Here is a 14,629-nt window from a genome sequence, read left to right as displayed (position 1 = left end):
ATGGCTGTATCCATCATCATTTAAAGGAATCTTTCATCAGTAAGAAAATCCTAACTGATATTCAGTTAAACTCATCAAGTAGTCACGGGCAGTTTGTCCTCTTGACGCCCCGGTTCAAAAAGAGACGTGAAGCCGAACCTCTGCATGCTCAAACTTGATTATAAACAGCCCAAAAAAATGAAGAAAGCTTCGACATACGGCTTCCTTTTTAATTGTTTAGAGCATTTTACGATTTATCTACAGACCTCTAACTATCCTATAGTAACAAATTTCTCGCCAATCAACAATGATTGTATGAATAAAAGCCTTCCAATTCCAAATGGTTCCATTTATTCTTCTGCCTTTTGATAAAGCGGCTAATACCCCATACCATTTTTCACCATACTCTTCATTGATTAAAATTCTCTTTTCCTTGTTTTGATAAAAATCTCGATTGGGATATTAAATAAATGTATTGGCCAACCATTTCCAACATTCTCCACAGTATGTTTGCGCCCAATACCAGAACTGCATTATCATGCCATGCGTAAGCGAGGGCCACATAAGGTAAAGAGTGGTAAGCAAGTAATCCAGAATATATGATATCTCCCATCATCATCCCCATTAAAAGGACGAACAATCGATGTTTCCAATTTTTAAAAAGTAATAGGATAAGATAATTCAGGAAAATACACAAAAGATAAGAGGGCTTCATGATGAGCCATATCGGATCAAGCAAAGAAAAAAGTTGAAAACTGGCATAAGCGAGAGTGATAATAAGACTTCCGCTGATCAGTTCCATCATCTTGATGATTGATTTCTTCCTAATATACACACACATTATAAAGAAAAGGTACGGTCCACTCAAATGAACGGAAACCAATGGAGCCTCCAGTTTATAGCCCGCTATTACCATAACGGCTAATAGATGAAAAAGAAAATCAAAACGAAAGGGAACCGTTTTCGGAATAAAAAACATGACAATGACCCAAACTATCCATGAAATCCAATAAAATATAATTCCATCCATGCAACGTCCCCCTTTTAGGAACATTATGGCTTGTTAATTCAAAGTATAAACATAAAGCACGGCATTTAATGAAGAAAACCTTCCCCCTATCAATTAAAAGGAGGTGTGAACATGGGAAAAGATCGGCAAGAGAAGAAATTGAAAGAAAGTAAACGGGTGGAGTCCGACAGGGACCAATCACTGGATCATAAAGGGGCAACAAGAATGGAAAGCCCTGAAGAGGCACGAAAAAGGAATAGTTAAGTCTGTCCCTGAACAAAAAGGAAGCATCTCAATTTGTTTCAATTGAGATGCTTCCTTTTGTGGTCATTCATTTAGCATATGCCGAACAATCAATGCCTCTTTGAGATAACCAATGATAGGTATTTCCTTTGATGATTAATTTCGAATTCCTTAGTTCTGGGATATTACCGCACCCGAGTGCAGTCATGATGACCTTCAAATCTTCATGTATGTAATCTATTTCTTTAATCAATTGTTCCAAGCCCAACTCTTTATAGATTTTGAGGAAATGTCCGGCCAATCCGACTCCCTTCGCTCCTAATGCCAGGCTTTTTGTAATTTCCAAAGGGCTTTGAATGCCACCCGACCCAATGACTGAAAGCTGTGGTGAAACATTAACTGCTTCGACAATCGAAGCGGCTGTCGGTATGCCCCATTCATTAAAATATCCGAGTATTTTTGCTCGTCTTTCATTCTCGATTTTAGCAAAATTCGTTCCGCCAAACCCGCCTACATCAATGATCGAAACACCTACGGAATGTAATTGCCGCACCGTTTCCATACTCATCCCAAAGCCAACCTCTTTTACGATGACAGGAATTCCGATCGTTCTGTTGATTTTTTCTATTCTCGAAAGGGTACCCGCAAAATCCCTGTCCCCTTCAGGCATCGTCAATTCCTGGATGACGTTAATATGAATCTGAAGGGCATTGGCCCCGATCATTTCGCTTGCCCGCTTAGCCTGTTCGACTGTTGCTTCACCACCGAGATTACCAATCAACACACCATCAGGATTTTCCTTCCTTACAACTTTATAAGAAGCTTGCTGGCCAGAATCCTTGATGGCTGCCATTTGTGATCCTACCGCCATGGCGATTCCTGTTTCCCTTGCTGCAATGGCTAGGTCACCATTCAATTTTTCGGTTTCAGGACCTCCGCCTCCGGTCATGGCATTTATAAAAATTGGCGAACTTAATTCAAGTTCGCCAACTTCTGCTGTGAGGTTCACATTATTCAAGGAAATACCTGGTAAGCTTTGGTGAATAAACGAAATATCTTCTAGCCCGGTTTTATGCTGCTGTCCTGTCTTTAGCGCAAATTCTATATGATCTAATTTTCGTTGTTTTCTCTCCAAGGCCATCACCATTATTATATTATTTTAGTTTTTTCAATTGATCACCGATCATTTCACCTAGCTGAAAGCCCTTCGATTCTTCTGGGAGCTCATAATCTGATGTGTTGTAATTGGATTGAGGTTCTTCAAGTTCCTTTATGCTCAATGATAGACGTTGATCCGTTTCATTGACTTCCAGCACTTTCACTTTGACAGACTGGCCTTCGTTAAGTACTTCTTGCGGTGTGGCAATATGCTTGTGTGAAATCTGTGAAATATGGACAAGCCCTTCTACCCCTGGAAAAATCTCCACGAATGCACCAAAAGAAACAAGGCGTTTGACGATACCTTCCAGTGTAGAGCCTTTGGGCGCTTTTTCTGCAATGCCTGCCCAAGGTCCCGGAAGGGTATCCTTAATGGAAAGTGAAATCCTTTCATTATCACGATCGATGGATAGTACTTTCACCTGCACCATATCCCCTTCAGAAACGACATCGGATGCCTTGTCGACATGCTGATGGGAAAGCTGGGAAATGTGGACAAGGCCGTCTACGCCTCCAATATCCACGAATGCACCAAAATCGGTAATCCTTTGGACCACGCCCTCAAGCACTTGCCCGCTTTCAATCTTATCCAAAACGTTTGCTTTTTGCTTTTCCTTTTGGTCTTGGACCACTGCCCGATGTGAGAGGATTAAGCGATTCTTGTCTTTCTCAAGCTCAACGATCTTGAATGTTAAAGTTTTGTTTTTGTAATCAGAAAAGTCTTCAACGAAATAGTCTTCTACTAGAGAAGCTGGAACAAAACCACGTACGCCTAGATCTACAACAAGCCCGCCTTTGACGACATCTTTAACTTCTGCCTCAAATACGTCTCCATTTTCAAATTTCAATTCCAGGTCATCCCATGCTTTAAGAGCGTCAATTTTACGTTTTGATAGAATGAGAGCTTCTTCTTCGACTTTAATGACTTCCAGCTCCAATTCATCACCTTCCGAAACGGCATCTGACGCCTTTTCGACATGCAGGCTTGAAAGCTCACTGATGGGTATGATTCCATCAGTCTTGCTGTTTTCCACATCGACAATGACCTGTTTTTCTTCTACCTTTGAAACGGTTGCTTTAACTTGATCCCCTACTTTGTAATTGTTCACTTCTACTTGGTTCATATCTTCTGTCATTACTAACTCCTCCTTAACCCATGACTGATCAGCAAATTTCCTCTTCATCGGCCACATATTTTATTTAAAGTGGTTCAATAAAAACACTTTCCTAATAAAGATAAAAACAGTTTTTTTTAGAGTAATAATGTTATATTCCTTTTCATCGGCAATAAGGAACAATACCCTTATTTTATAAATTCTAACAAAATCAGAAAATTGTCAAGTATGAAGGACTATTTATGCTCGGAAATCAATTTCCCAATATGCTCCATGATGATCTTGGTGGCTTCATCGGCTGATATTTTCTGTTCACGATATTCGGTAAAATTTATTGGAGGACCGTAAACGACCTTCAATGGACGTAAAAATTTATATGGGCCGATGATTGCACACGGTATGATAACGGCATCAGACCGCAACGCAAAAAATCCGGCCCCTGCCAAACCTTCTCCCAATTGACCAGTCTTGCTTCTGGTTCCCTCGGGAAACAGACCAATCGCCTTGCCCTCCTTCAAAAGCTTTAAGCCTTTTCTAAGGGATTCCCGATCGCTATTGCCGCGTTTCACGGGAAATGCATTTACTCTTGGTAATATCCCCTTTAAAACAGGTGCATGAAACAACTCTTCTTTCGCCATGAAATGAATATCCCTTGGAGACGTCATGCCAACTACGGGCGGATCCAAATTATCAATGTGATTGGCACAGATCAATACCCCGCCCTCTTTAGGGATATGTTCCTTTCCGAGTGCTTTAACCCTAAACGAAGGCGTTAAAACGCCTTTTACGATGTTCTTGGCAAATGTGTAAAAATCCAATGTCATCTTTTCCTCTCTTCTATTAAGGACATGATACTTTCTGCAACTTCCTGAATCGATAATGAGGTCGTATCGATTTCGATAGCATCCGCTGCCTTTTTCAATGGCGATACCTCGCGTTCGGAGTCCAGCTTGTCCCTTGTTGCGATTTCTTCCCTTAATTTTTCGATATCTGATGGAAAACCTTTCAATATATTTTCCTGATGCCTCCGCTGTGCCCTTTCATCCACAGAAGCGATTAGAAATACCTTTACTTCGGCGTTTGGTAACACATGCGTACCGATGTCCCTGCCATCCATGACGACACCGCCATTTTCACCTAAGATTTGCTGCCTGCGAACCAATTCCTCCCGGATGCTCCGGTGCTTGGCCACTTCCGAAACGGAACCAGTCACTTCATTGTTCCTGATCTGGGCTGTCACGTCCTCGTTATCCAAGAAAACCAACTGCCCATTTTCACTTGGTCTTAATTCGATTTCCGTATTGGTGAGAACTTCTGATAATGCTTGTTCATCATCAAGAAGAATCTTTTGATTAAGGGCCTTATAGGTAATGGCCCTATACATTGCCCCTGTATCCACATATATGTAATTGAACTTTTCTGCAACAATTTTAGCAACCGTGCTTTTTCCAGCAGCAGCTGGTCCATCGATTGCAACTGATAATTTTTTTTCCATAAATCCTCCCAAGAATCCTACAATCATGCTGATTATTTAGTACCCTTTCATTTTATCACAACTAGCGGGAAAATCATTAATAAAAGGGATGTGTACTTTCAAAATAACCTTTGTTCTTTTTTTGATCGCAACAGCCATCAATAGTGATCCTTTACCTGAAAAACTTCATACAAAAAAAGCGGATCACCTCTTTTACTTATGGGTCCCATTGAATGTTTCAATGATTTTCGTATAATTATTGCTGGTGACACCTTCATACCTCGAGAGCTTGGTCAAATCAAAGATTTGATCCTCCCTGCTCAAAAGGAACTGGAAAAAAAATAAGCAGGCCAATTGGATGATGATCACTTTAATTAATAGTCTTTCAAATGTTTTCATAAGCCGCACCCTCCATCTGTTTATATTAGCAGTATGGATGGAATCTCTGTTTTTCATTCAATCATGTTAAACATACAAGCCTTTTTTCTTTAAATCCGCCTGCTTTTCAAATATAAATCTCATTAATATCTGTACATCATTTTTTGCAGTTTCAAGAAATTGGACGTGCAGCAGCATATTTCCATGCTTTTTCTCCGTCACGCGAATGACTTTGCTTTTTAGCCTTAAATAATGAATCTCACCTGATTTTAACGTAAGCTCCATCCACAGGTATAATTGCGAAACCGATTGAATATTAGTGCCTTTTAAAAGCCTTATTGAAGCTCCGCCTGCACTGATATCCTCCGTTAATGCGCGCAAAGGGGTGAACTCGGAATGTTCTGGATGAATGGCTGTATCCAAGGTTACATCCAGGCGCACGTATTGCCTCCGTTGGATTTTCACAAACGTTTCTGCTTCGGGCAGCAATAGTTGCATCATGGGTATTCTACCTTTCACTTTTCCAAGCACTTCTGAATCACATACATAATCAGCCTGCTATTCATTGGAAAATGTAACGTTGAACTGTGTCTCACCCATGAGAAATGCTATTTTTCCAGTCCCTACATTGATGGGAAAGTCGGTATAGACACAACTCGGTCCCATTTCGACAACCATACAATTGAACGTTTCCTTCTGTTGTTTTAACCATCGTCGTCCACGTCCTTTTTGATCGTAAGGAAACTGCATAATATTACCTACTAATTTTCCTATATAATCCAATTATTATTTAAATCATTATGTCATGAAATAAGAAAAAGGGAAAGTGACTAAGCACATTTCCCCACAACTAATGATTCATGATAATAGTTTAAATTAAATAATATTCTCGTATACAGGTTCGGAATTCTTTAATTTTTCCACCTTTTCTTCTTGACCGGTATCTGCATTAATGAAAATACGGTAGGTATCATCTTTAATCGTACCGAGAAATTCATAACAAAGAACTTCTTCACCGATATCATTGATGATTAGCGCCTTTCCTTCTTCCATTATTTTTACATTATTGTTGATTTTGTCCTTAGCATCTTTCTCGGATATATTCGGATTCCCTATTTCCCTGGTTTTATGTGATTTTAAATACTCGTCGGCTGAAAACCCTATAACAGATCCATCATCCAATGCGATTTTGACCTTGACTGAATCTGGATAAATCTTGACGCCATTTTCTGATGTTACGAAATTCAATAATGCGATATTATCGTATTGAGCACTTTCAAATAATTCAAGTGAACTGAAATCATGTTCCTTTAAAAAATCTTCGGCTTTTGTATAGGCTTGATTCAAATCAATATTTGTTTTGTTCACGTCCCTATTATTGATATACCAAATAGGGTAACCGCCTTTTTTTGTCAAATCCATATTCAATTCGGTATTGGAATCTTTATCGAGGATGCTCACACTATAAAATCCAAAATCCGAACCTTTTCCGTTCTCTTCCACATTCACCTTCAAATTCTTGCTTTTTGAGTGTGCATAGTTTTTTGCCGTCGCAATTGCTTCTTCCTTCGTAATGGTTTCACCTTGCAAATTATTAAAATTTTCATCCCTCTGTTGTGCAGAAGTAAAAGTCGGATTCATCTCATTCGTTTCCCCGTACCCAGATACTTTTTTCTCTACAGTCTTTAATCCGTCGATGATCGTGTTATCCGAATTTTCTTTCCCTGATGCAAGAGCCATTTCGACATCCATCCATCTTAAATTGTTTTTAAGGACTAGATACTGCACTTTTCTTAACTCGCCCTGGATGTCCCCTGCCTGTGTGTACAAGGATTGGAGCGTCGCATATTCCTTATCATTCAATGGTTCTTTTTCAAGGTCACGTACCGCTGTTTTATAACTGAAGTCCGCAATTTTAGATAAAAATTCCTCTGTCTTATTAAAAGGAAGCAAGGTCAATGGCAACTGCCCGACATCACTTTGGGCTTCGGAAGTGATACGCCAAACATCTGTTAAAGCCGGACTTAATGAATAACGTGAATTCATAGCCAAAGTACTGCCGACCTTATCGTGCAATAAATCCACTTGATAGCTTAGATCATGAAAGGCTCGCTGATACGTATTTTCCGCGTTGATTAGTACAGCATTTTTTTCCTTATGTTCTTGATAGCCCCAGAATGCAGTTCCCGCAACAACTACAACAAGCAGGGCAATCACTATATTCCTGATCATTTTCCTTCACCTCTTTACTTACAAAAGATATGTTTTCCGATTCTTTTAATTTGTTCCCTTGACCAGATCCATTTGCTTGTTGCTGTATCGGGATTAAAGTAATATTCTGCATTACCGCTTGGATCCCACCCGTTGATAGCATCCACCACGGCTTCTTTCGCCCTTTCGTTCGGTGTCAGCCAAATCTGCCCATCCGCAACAGCCGTAAAGGCCCCAGGTTCAAAAATCACTCCCGAAATGGTATTAGGAAAGGCAGCACTTTCCACCCTATTCAGAATTACTGCTGCAACAGCAACCTGACCAGTATACGGCTCCCCTCGTGCCTCTCCATAAACGGCATTGGCCATCAGCTGAATATCGTTTTGAGAATATCCTCCTGGAAGATTGGCTGATGTCGTAGTTTTGGAAGGAGCATTTCCCGAAGCGGCCCCTCCGGAAGTAGATCCATTTCCTTTCGCTTTTACCTGTTTTTCAATGGGGACTCCCCCATAATAGGTGAACTCGTTCCCTTTATTGATCTGTTCGTGAACAAATTGTTTATTGAAATTAGACGCATTCGTCAACTTCTGTTTTGTTGTTGTCCCTGCCAAACCATCGATTGGAAGCCCGAAATCTTGTTGAAAGTTTCGAAGTGCCCAATAAGTGCCCCATCCATAGGCTCCATCAATCTTCCCATTATAGTAACCGATATTTTGCAGGCGTGCCTGCAGTTCAATTACATCATCTCCAACCGCACCTTTTTGAATGACTTGGCCCGAAAAGGCATTTGTTCTTGTTTCCGGGTAAATTACGAAACAAATAGTTATACACAAAAACAGCAAAAGCCATTTCCATTTTGACGAAATTCCTTTCATCAAAAACACTCCTCTTTTTCTTGAATTAATGTAATTCTATTTTCTTCTTTACGGGTTTTTTTATTCCAAACATAAAAAAAACGGAGCGGGCAAAATATGCCAGCACTCCGTTTTGATAGTATCATCATTTGCTAAGGTAATGATTTTGTGAAAGTTTATTTGCGTGAAAATCAGACAACAAACGTGCTTTCTTTACTTTTTTCATGCCTAACCACCATAGATAAATCATGAATGGCATAATAAAGTATACCCAAAATTTTTGGGAAACTAAAATATAATCGTAAACCCCATGTAACGAAATCGGTATGATCAATGCCAATAATAAAAAGACCCTATTATTCGAAGCCGAAAATTTCGCCTTGCCCAAATAATATCCCATGATCACACCGAACAAAGCATGACTGGATACAGGGAGTACCGCCCTGAGAAAAGCATGTTCCACCCCGTTGGCCAGCAGGTACAAAATATTCTCCATTGTGGCGAATCCAAGGGAGACTGCAGCTCCGTAAACAATCCCATCATATGGCTCATCGAATGCCACATGCTGATAAATAACATAAATGAGTATGAACCACTTGAAGAATTCCTCAAGCAGTGCAGCCCATAAAAAAGCATTTGCTAAATCAGTATTCAAGATATGTTCGGTTTCGAGCACATACTGTATGAACATAATCGGCAATACCAGAAATACACCGAATAAAAATGTTTTGACCACAACCGATATCGGTTCGGTTTCATATTGATCTTTCAAATAAAAATAGCTCAGTAGCGCCAATCCTGGCGCAATGGCCGCTGACAACATGACCAGCATTAGCTGACCCTCTTTTCATCTTCTTTTCCTTAATCGTACCATGGAATGAAGAAAAACTGAATCCAAGAATGAAATCTTCCAAATTTTATTTACTCATTCAGTACTTAAAGAAGGTCTCATCTATAAGGTTTTCGCTTGCCAGCATGACAGCTAACTTGATTCGAGCCTTCTTGCTGTCATAATCAGCTCCTAATATCACACCGCGTTGTTTTAAATCAAATGCGCTGCCTTCATAATCATAAGCTGGGTAAACTTTGCCTTCTTCTGCACTTGTAGTCATGATGATCGTAATTCCTTTATCGATTGCAGCTTGTATGGAAGGTACCATTCCAGGGGTAACTTGTCCCCTTCCTACACCCTCGAGCACGATTCCTTTCGCACCGTTTGCAACCGCAGCATCAATAAAGAGGCCATCAGCGCCTGTATGGCACTTGATGATATCCACCCTTGGGATGCGATTCTGAATATCATAACACTCCCTATGTAAAGGTTTTTGATAGATGCTGACGACATCATTATCAATTATCCCCAAATATCCATAGCCAAAAGATTCGAACCCCTGCAAATTGGAAGCATGAACTTTTTTGACATACTTTGCAGAATAGATCCGCTCATTAAAAACGACCACTACACCAACATCCCTAATAAGATCACTCGCAGCGCATAATATCGAATTCCTTAGATTGGAATATACATCGGTGCCCACCTCTTGAGGAGAACGTTGGGAGCCGGTAAATACGATAGGGCGTTGATCCTTACTCGTGACATCAAGGAAATAAGCAGTTTCCTCAAGTGTATCCGTACCGTGGGTCACGACGATTCCCGTAACTTCGGGATCCTCCAATTCCTTTTGAATGGCTGATTTAAGCTGTTGCATTTTCTCAAAGGACATGGACATGCTTGAAATCCGGAAAAGATCAACCACTTTAACTTCGATATCGTTGGGCAATTCGCAAAGTGATGCCAACTCATGGCCAGTCAATGCACCAGAGGCCAGCATACCATTCACAGTTTCTTTACTGGCGATAGTCCCACCAGTCGTTATTAATGATATTTTTTCCATACGGTCACTGCTCCTCATTTAAATACTTCACTTTTCTTTAACAGCCAAATGATAGGCAATCAATCCACCATGAAACCTGCCGTTCTCGATGAAGATTTCGTTCGCATTATTTCCGGCTGCCAGAACTCCTGCAATATAAAGACCTTTAACGTTCGTCTCCATCGTTTCCTCGTTATATGCGGGCCTTCCAGTCTGCTTATCAATAGTAATGCCCATTGAAGCTAAAAAGGAATGGTCAGGATGGTAACCAGTCATTGCAAATACAAAATCATTTTTAATGACTTTTTCCTCATCACCCACATGATAGATGACGCTGTCTTCCGTTATCCTGTCAACATTTGCATTAAATTCCATCTTGATGGTTCCATTGCGGACTAATGATTCAAATTCAGGTAGAATCCAAGGTTTGATACTTGGAGAGTAATCCGATCCTCTATAAAGGACTGAAACCCTTGCTCCTGATTTGACCAATTCCAGAGCGGCATCCACACTTGAGTTTTTGCCACCGATGACTGTAACATCACAATTGAAGTAGGGATGGCCCTCCTTGAAGTAATGAAATACTTTAGGAAGCTGTTCACCCGGTATGCACATATAGTTCGGATGATCATAGTAACCGGTCGATATGATCACATGCAAAGCGGTATACTCACCTTTCGATGTCTTGACTAAAAACTTGCCATCTTCTCGTTTTTCCACCTTTTCCACTTTTTCGAATTTATTGACCCGCAATTCTTTCCTTCTGACTACCTCCCTATAATAGGCTAGCGCCTGATTGCGGACCGGTTTACGGTTTTCGATTATAAAAGCAATATCACCAATCTCGAGTTTTTCACTCGAACTAAAAAATGTTTGATGTGTCGGATAACGGTAAATGGAATCAACCACATTGCCTTTTTCAATGATCAAGGACTGTATTCCCACTTCTTTAAGAGCGATCGCAGCAGCCAATCCACAAGGGCCCCCACCTATGATAATGACTTCTTCAACATTCATCTTTATTCCACTGCCTTTCCATGCACTATGTAATTCGTTCGTCTAAAAAATAAAAACTCCTATCAATACATGATAGGAGTTTTTACAAATCATTTCAATGATAATGCAATGAACATGATTTTAACTATAAATCAATACATGATTTGAATCTCTTAGATCCAACCACGGAAGCGAGAAGCTTCAGCCATTTTTCTTACACCAATCATATAAGCCGCTAGGCGCATATCAACACGTCTTGATTGTGCAAGTTCATAAATGTTATTAAAAGATTTCACAAGGATTTTTTCCAGCTTTTCGTCAACTTCTTCTTCAGACCAGTAATACCCTTGATTATTTTGTACCCATTCGAAGTAAGAAACCGTTACACCGCCAGCAGAAGCAAGGACATCAGGAACAAGAAGGATTCCGCGATCCGTTAGGATTTGAGTCGCTTCAATCGTTGTAGGTCCGTTTGCAGCCTCGACAACGATCGATGCTTTGATATCAGCAGCATTTTCTTCAGTGATTTGGTTTTCAATTGCAGCCGGAACTAAAATATCACATTCCAATTCAAGCAGTTCTTTATTTGAAATTGTGCTTTTAAACAATTTCGTTACGGTTCCGAAACTATCTCTCCGATCGAGAAGATAATCGATATCCAATCCTTCAGGATCATGAAGAGCACCATATGCATCCGAAATCCCAATAACTTTAGCACCTGCGTCATGCATGAATTTAGCTAAGAAACTACCTGCGTTACCAAAACCTTGAATGACTACCCGTGCACCTTTAATATCGATGCCGCGTTTCTTGGCAGCTTCATTGATACAAATTGTCACACCCTTAGCAGTGGCTGATTCACGGCCATGAGAACCACCAAGCACTAGCGGTTTACCCGTAATGAATCCTGGCGAGTTGAATTCATCCATACGGCTGTATTCATCCATCATCCAAGCCATGATTTGGGAATTTGTAAATACATCAGGTGCCGGGATATCTTTAGTCGGCCCCACGATTTGGCTAATTGCGCGAACATAGCCCCGGCTCAGCCTTTCAAGTTCACGGAATGACATATTACGAGGATCACAAACGATACCGCCTTTACCCCCGCCGTATGGCAAATCAACGATACCGCATTTCAAGCTCATCCAAATGGATAATGCCTTCACTTCACGTTCCGTTACATTAGGGTGAAAACGGATACCACCTTTTGTAGGCCCAACAGCATCGTTATGCTGTGCACGGTAACCTGTGAAAATTTTAACCGAGCCATCATCCATGCGGACCGGTATCTTCACCGTTAATAAACGCAATGGTTCCTTCAACAGCTCAAAAACTTCTTCCGGGTAACCCAGCTTATCCAAAGCTTTATGTATTACAGTTTGGGTAGACCTCAGTACGTCGTGTTTTTCTTCTTCATTTACATGGCTATTCCCTTTTGCCGATTCCATTAAAGTACCTCCTAGAAAATCTCATCCATATATAAAATCATAATGTACAAATAGTCCTCTTCATGTGCTAGTATACACCTTCGTTACATTAATGCAAGAGTAAAAATGGGAATTTAAAAGTTGGAAATATTCTAAAAATGAAAACGTTATCATATCAACTGTTTTCTTACTCTTTTAGCGTATATCTTCTTCGGCAGAAAGTTGAGACAAAAAAGGCAAACCGCATTTTTTTACCATAATGTGGGTGACTTTTTTGTCTCATTTGTTTTACATCAGCTAAAGTGTGTGAGCAAAACATGTATCGCTTCATTTTCGATTATACATGATCCATATTCATTGATGCGGCTGAGTGTCAATGTAGATGCATGGCCATACTCAGCCGCTAAAGATATGACCGTGTCATAGGTCGTGTCTTTAACATTTTCGATAAGTAAATAGTATCTTCCCTCAAAATGATAAAGAGTACTATTAAGCAAACCTTGAAAAGATAATCTGCGACATAATTGGACGATATCTTCAAAGTCATTGAAAACATACAGGATATGGGGGAAGTCATCTATTTTCACTTGTAAATCCAAGAATTCCTCTTCGTCAGTCAATAATTCCTCTTCGTCCTTTGTAACAATGATTATCAACCCTTGTGCAGGCAAAGAGAAAATTTCGATTGCAATGGAGCCACTCATTTTAAAGCTGAGTTCTTCGCACGCTTCTTCGACCATATCCTGAAATAGCTTGTGGACCTTTAAGGAATTCCCTAAAATATCTTCTTTTGTTATGCCTCTATCAATTAAATCATCAAGGGTCAAAAAAATCTTGATTTTATTATTAGTTAATCGCTCCAGCTTCATAAAAAAATGCCCCCTGGTTACCATCTTCATACATCATATGAAGCCTTGGTCGCAGGGTGCATATCCATTATTTCTCCTAAGCTGGCCGCCGCTAACCTTTCAGCCATTCCTCCCATTTCGATTGCGTGTCCCCCATTAAAACTCCGCTGAAGGCTGTACGGTTTTCCTCGGAAATAAGGCTCAGCGCCGCACCGCCAAGACCCACCTTCAAATCCGGGAAATCCTTTAATAATGCTTCAACCAGCCTAAATGTTCCATCAAGATTCTCTTTCAGTGAACATGACATGAATAGGTAAGAGGGTTTTATGATGTTTAAAACGGTGAAAAGGTCATTATCAGCAATGGATTCACCTAAATAAATGGTTTCATACCCTTTCCTCTTCAAAAAAACGGTAAAGACCAACAGTCCAAATTCATGTTTTTCACCGGGAGCACAAACGGTTAGGGCTTTCGGCAGAAAACCATTAGTCGGAATGGTATGCATAACTGAACTGATCCTGGATTTCAGGATGTTCGACGCAAAGTGTTCATGGGCGGAAGTAATCTCTCCCCTTTCCCACTTATCCCCAATCTGAACCAATATTGAGCCAAGTACATCAACTATGGTTTGTTCGATTGTATACATACTGAATGCTTGGCTTATCAGCATATGAGCTTTATTTTCATTGAAATTCATTAGAGCTTCGATTAATTCATCCGATAACTTAATCGCTTGTTCATCCTTACGGTTCGTTTCAGGAACTCCAGGAGCTAGAGTGCCAGTACTTTCGAGAAGTGAAACGGCTTGGCTTATTGTAAAACCTTGCTTTGTTTTATTGATGAGCCACTTAAGGATTTGCAGATGTTTTTCAGTATACAGCCGGTGCCCCGATTCATTCCTGACAGGCTCGATAAATTTATAGCGCCTTTCCCATGCCCTAAGGGTTCCCGACTGAATGTCCAGCAGTTTTGAAACTGCCTTTATATTATATTTACCTTCTTGCATGGTTTTACAAGGCCTCCAATAACTGTACGATCATTTGTTGAAATTATAGTGGAT

General features: G+C 40.2%; 16 protein-coding genes. 1 reads left to right on the top strand and 15 read right to left on the bottom strand.

The features are described from left to right. Window positions 1-388: 388 nt before the first annotated feature. Window positions 389-1,009, bottom strand: coding sequence for a YphA family membrane protein (locus ACFX4I_RS07760; RefSeq protein ID WP_377419892.1), 621 nt, complete (start codon window positions 1,007-1,009; stop codon window positions 389-391). A gap of 111 nt (window positions 1,010-1,120) precedes the next feature. On the opposite strand from ACFX4I_RS07760, the gene ACFX4I_RS07755 reads away from it, so the two are divergent. After that, window positions 1,121-1,252, top strand: coding sequence for a YpzI family protein (locus ACFX4I_RS07755; RefSeq protein WP_069981702.1), 132 nt, complete (start codon window positions 1,121-1,123; stop codon window positions 1,250-1,252). A gap of 67 nt (window positions 1,253-1,319) precedes the next feature. Here the strand turns inward: ACFX4I_RS07755 and fni are convergent, their stop codons facing one another. The 14 genes from fni to ACFX4I_RS07685 all read right to left on the bottom strand — a co-directional run bounded on the left by fni (window position 1,320) and on the right by ACFX4I_RS07685 (window position 14,575). After that, window positions 1,320-2,366 (bottom strand): type 2 isopentenyl-diphosphate Delta-isomerase, encoded by a 1,047-nt coding sequence (gene fni, locus ACFX4I_RS07750; protein WP_377419890.1) that lies wholly within the window; start codon window positions 2,364-2,366, stop codon window positions 1,320-1,322. A gap of 19 nt (window positions 2,367-2,385) precedes the next feature. Next, the gene (gene rpsA, locus ACFX4I_RS07745; RefSeq protein ID WP_230302227.1) at window positions 2,386-3,525 is read right to left on the bottom strand and encodes a 30S ribosomal protein S1; all 1,140 of its coding nucleotides are present in this window, start codon (window positions 3,523-3,525) and stop codon (window positions 2,386-2,388) included. Between the two features lie 215 nt (window positions 3,526-3,740). Then, a complete protein-coding gene (locus ACFX4I_RS07740) occupies window positions 3,741-4,328 on the bottom strand; it encodes a lysophospholipid acyltransferase family protein (protein WP_170956575.1) in 588 nt (195 codons plus the stop codon). Further along, a complete protein-coding gene (gene cmk, locus ACFX4I_RS07735) occupies window positions 4,325-4,999 on the bottom strand; it encodes a (d)CMP kinase (protein ID WP_377419888.1) in 675 nt (224 codons plus the stop codon). The genes ACFX4I_RS07740 and cmk overlap by 4 nt, the downstream gene beginning before the upstream one ends. A 192-nt stretch (window positions 5,000-5,191) precedes the next feature. Then, a complete protein-coding gene (locus tag ACFX4I_RS07730; RefSeq protein WP_048681726.1) occupies window positions 5,192-5,377 on the bottom strand; it encodes a YpfB family protein in 186 nt (61 codons plus the stop codon). Window positions 5,378-5,443: 66 nt separating this feature from the next. Further along, entirely contained in the window at window positions 5,444-5,857 is a 414-nt protein-coding gene (locus ACFX4I_RS07725) for a flagellar brake protein (protein ID WP_377419886.1), read from the bottom strand. Window positions 5,858-6,232: 375 nt separating this feature from the next. Further along, window positions 6,233-7,588, bottom strand: coding sequence for a germination protein YpeB (gene ypeB / locus ACFX4I_RS07720; RefSeq protein WP_377419884.1), 1,356 nt, complete (start codon window positions 7,586-7,588; stop codon window positions 6,233-6,235). A gap of 14 nt (window positions 7,589-7,602) precedes the next feature. Continuing rightward, window positions 7,603-8,442, bottom strand: coding sequence for a spore cortex-lytic enzyme (sleB, locus tag ACFX4I_RS07715; protein WP_377419882.1), 840 nt, complete (start codon window positions 8,440-8,442; stop codon window positions 7,603-7,605). 124 nt (window positions 8,443-8,566) lie between these two features. After that, window positions 8,567-9,253: a glutamic-type intramembrane protease PrsW gene (prsW, locus tag ACFX4I_RS07710; RefSeq protein ID WP_230302223.1), complete on the bottom strand. Its 687-nt coding sequence runs from the start codon at window positions 9,251-9,253 to the stop codon at window positions 8,567-8,569. Window positions 9,254-9,350: 97 nt separating this feature from the next. Continuing rightward, a complete protein-coding gene (locus ACFX4I_RS07705) occupies window positions 9,351-10,316 on the bottom strand; it encodes an asparaginase (RefSeq protein WP_230302222.1) in 966 nt (321 codons plus the stop codon). A gap of 27 nt (window positions 10,317-10,343) precedes the next feature. Beyond that, entirely contained in the window at window positions 10,344-11,312 is a 969-nt protein-coding gene (locus tag ACFX4I_RS07700; RefSeq protein ID WP_377419880.1) for a YpdA family putative bacillithiol disulfide reductase, read from the bottom strand. A 152-nt stretch (window positions 11,313-11,464) separates the two neighbouring features. Beyond that, a complete protein-coding gene (locus tag ACFX4I_RS07695) occupies window positions 11,465-12,742 on the bottom strand; it encodes a Glu/Leu/Phe/Val family dehydrogenase (RefSeq protein WP_048681753.1) in 1,278 nt (425 codons plus the stop codon). Window positions 12,743-13,014: 272 nt separating this feature from the next. Then, the gene (locus ACFX4I_RS07690) at window positions 13,015-13,590 is read right to left on the bottom strand and encodes a genetic competence negative regulator (RefSeq protein ID WP_230302220.1); all 576 of its coding nucleotides are present in this window, start codon (window positions 13,588-13,590) and stop codon (window positions 13,015-13,017) included. A 91-nt stretch (window positions 13,591-13,681) separates the two neighbouring features. Next, complete coding sequence (locus tag ACFX4I_RS07685) at window positions 13,682-14,575, bottom strand: MerR family transcriptional regulator (RefSeq protein ID WP_377419878.1); 894 nt, start codon at window positions 14,573-14,575, stop codon at window positions 13,682-13,684. Window positions 14,576-14,629: the final 54 nt, after the last annotated feature.

The organism is Peribacillus sp. YIM B13472 (assembly GCF_042788005.1).
Classification (GTDB): domain Bacteria; phylum Bacillota; class Bacilli; order Bacillales; family DSM-1321; genus Peribacillus; species Peribacillus simplex_E.
Note: the sequence above shows the minus strand (reverse complement) of the source record. Positions and strands in the feature narration are given on the sequence as shown.

What these genes read in the sequence shown, in the direction of transcription:
- ACFX4I_RS07760 (WP_377419892.1), bottom strand. Translation starts at nt 1,009, where the DNA reads ATGGATGGAATTATATTTTATTGGATTTCATGGATAGTTTGGGTCATT.
- ACFX4I_RS07755 (WP_069981702.1), top strand. Translation starts at nt 1,121, where the DNA reads ATGGGAAAAGATCGGCAAGAGAAGAAATTGAAAGAAAGTAAACGGGTG.
- rpsA (WP_230302227.1), bottom strand. Translation starts at nt 3,525, where the DNA reads ATGACAGAAGATATGAACCAAGTAGAAGTGAACAATTACAAAGTAGGG.
- ACFX4I_RS07740 (WP_170956575.1), bottom strand. Translation starts at nt 4,328, where the DNA reads ATGACATTGGATTTTTACACATTTGCCAAGAACATCGTAAAAGGCGTT.
- cmk (WP_377419888.1), bottom strand. Translation starts at nt 4,999, where the DNA reads ATGGAAAAAAAATTATCAGTTGCAATCGATGGACCAGCTGCTGCTGGA.
- ACFX4I_RS07730 (WP_048681726.1), bottom strand. Translation starts at nt 5,377, where the DNA reads ATGAAAACATTTGAAAGACTATTAATTAAAGTGATCATCATCCAATTG.
- ACFX4I_RS07725 (WP_377419886.1), bottom strand. Translation starts at nt 5,857, where the DNA reads ATGATGCAACTATTGCTGCCCGAAGCAGAAACGTTTGTGAAAATCCAA.
- ypeB (WP_377419884.1), bottom strand. Translation starts at nt 7,588, where the DNA reads ATGATCAGGAATATAGTGATTGCCCTGCTTGTTGTAGTTGTTGCGGGA.
- sleB (WP_377419882.1), bottom strand. Translation starts at nt 8,442, where the DNA reads ATGAAAGGAATTTCGTCAAAATGGAAATGGCTTTTGCTGTTTTTGTGT.
- prsW (WP_230302223.1), bottom strand. Translation starts at nt 9,253, where the DNA reads ATGCTGGTCATGTTGTCAGCGGCCATTGCGCCAGGATTGGCGCTACTG.
- ACFX4I_RS07705 (WP_230302222.1), bottom strand. Translation starts at nt 10,316, where the DNA reads ATGGAAAAAATATCATTAATAACGACTGGTGGGACTATCGCCAGTAAA.
- ACFX4I_RS07700 (WP_377419880.1), bottom strand. Translation starts at nt 11,312, where the DNA reads ATGAATGTTGAAGAAGTCATTATCATAGGTGGGGGCCCTTGTGGATTG.
- ACFX4I_RS07695 (WP_048681753.1), bottom strand. Translation starts at nt 12,742, where the DNA reads ATGGAATCGGCAAAAGGGAATAGCCATGTAAATGAAGAAGAAAAACAC.
- ACFX4I_RS07690 (WP_230302220.1), bottom strand. Translation starts at nt 13,590, where the DNA reads ATGAAGCTGGAGCGATTAACTAATAATAAAATCAAGATTTTTTTGACC.
- ACFX4I_RS07685 (WP_377419878.1), bottom strand. Translation starts at nt 14,575, where the DNA reads ATGCAAGAAGGTAAATATAATATAAAGGCAGTTTCAAAACTGCTGGAC.